Here is a 1,046-nt window from a genome sequence, read left to right as displayed (position 1 = left end):
CGCCTGGTGGCTGGCGCAACGAAGAACCACCAAGAAGTAGTCCCATCTGTGGAAAGGCGACACGGAGTCGAGCTGCAGAGAGCGCACGAGGAGCCAGAGCTTCTTGGCAGCCGCCATGTTGGTGGGTACGGAGTCTCCAACTAGGAAGTGGATGAATCTCCTGCGGCGCCCCGCCGCCGCGGTGCCCTCGTCGGCAGCGTCGTCCTCGGCGGCGTTCAGGGCCTCAAGAAGCCCTCGAAGAACGCAGAAGATGACGAAGCACATGGTGTCTGCGTCCTTTTTGGCCAAGGGCTGCAGATCGGTCAGCCAGGGCGCTCCACTGGACGATGCGTCTATGTGGACGGAGCAGCTATTGTTCTGCACTTTGCTGCTCCGCGACCGACAGATCCGGGGCCGAGCGCGGGTCGAACCCTGGCTCGGCCTCGGAGTCCCGTCGGTCGCGCCTCCGTCAGAGCCTCCTTCGAGAAAGCTCCGCATGCGCAGGGAGGCCTCGTCGTGCAGGTGGCGGAAGCAGACAAAGCCGTGCTCGCTCTGGGCCGCGTAGACCCGGACCGAGTCCCGGCAGAGGCGCCTCAGGACTCGCGCGAACGTGTGCCGGAAAGCGCAGACGGACGATCGGCCGAACGGCGGCGCCGCAGAGAAATTGTAATCCCGAGCGAACTCCTCGACCATGCGGGCGCTCATGGAAGGATCGCACAAAGCGGCCCGCACGATGTTCAAGGCGCTGACTCTGAAGGTGCTCCTTTCTTGCAGTCTCTTCTTGTCGCACTCCAACTTTTTGACCTTGGCTTGCAAGTAGTGGCACCGCCGCCTGAAAGAGCCGATCTTCCAGGACCACCGCTTTCTCTGGAGACGGCCTCCAGGTCGCGGCAGCTCGGCGTCGAGCCGCAGAGCCTGGGCGATGCGGCGGCGGAAGTCCGCGGAAGCCGCGGAGACTTCCGCGTTGTGCCCTAGCGTGGCTTCCTCCCGCTGTTGCGCCGCCTGCAGGGCGGCCGCTGCCGCTTTGTCGGCCTTTGGGGGGAACAAAAAAGGGGGGGGGAAACGCT

Annotated in this window: 1 protein-coding gene; it reads right to left on the bottom strand. The window is 64.7% G+C overall.

The features are described 5' to 3' along the window. On the bottom strand, positions 1-684 hold a 684-nt coding region (locus tag GY769_06100), incomplete at its 3' end, for a hypothetical protein (GenBank protein ID MCP4201492.1). Positions 685-1,046 lie beyond the last annotated feature (362 nt).

Source organism: bacterium (assembly GCA_024224155.1).
Taxonomy (GTDB): Bacteria; Acidobacteriota; Thermoanaerobaculia; order Multivoradales; family JAHEKO01; genus CALZIK01.
Note: the sequence above shows the minus strand (reverse complement) of the source record. Positions and strands in the feature narration are given on the sequence as shown.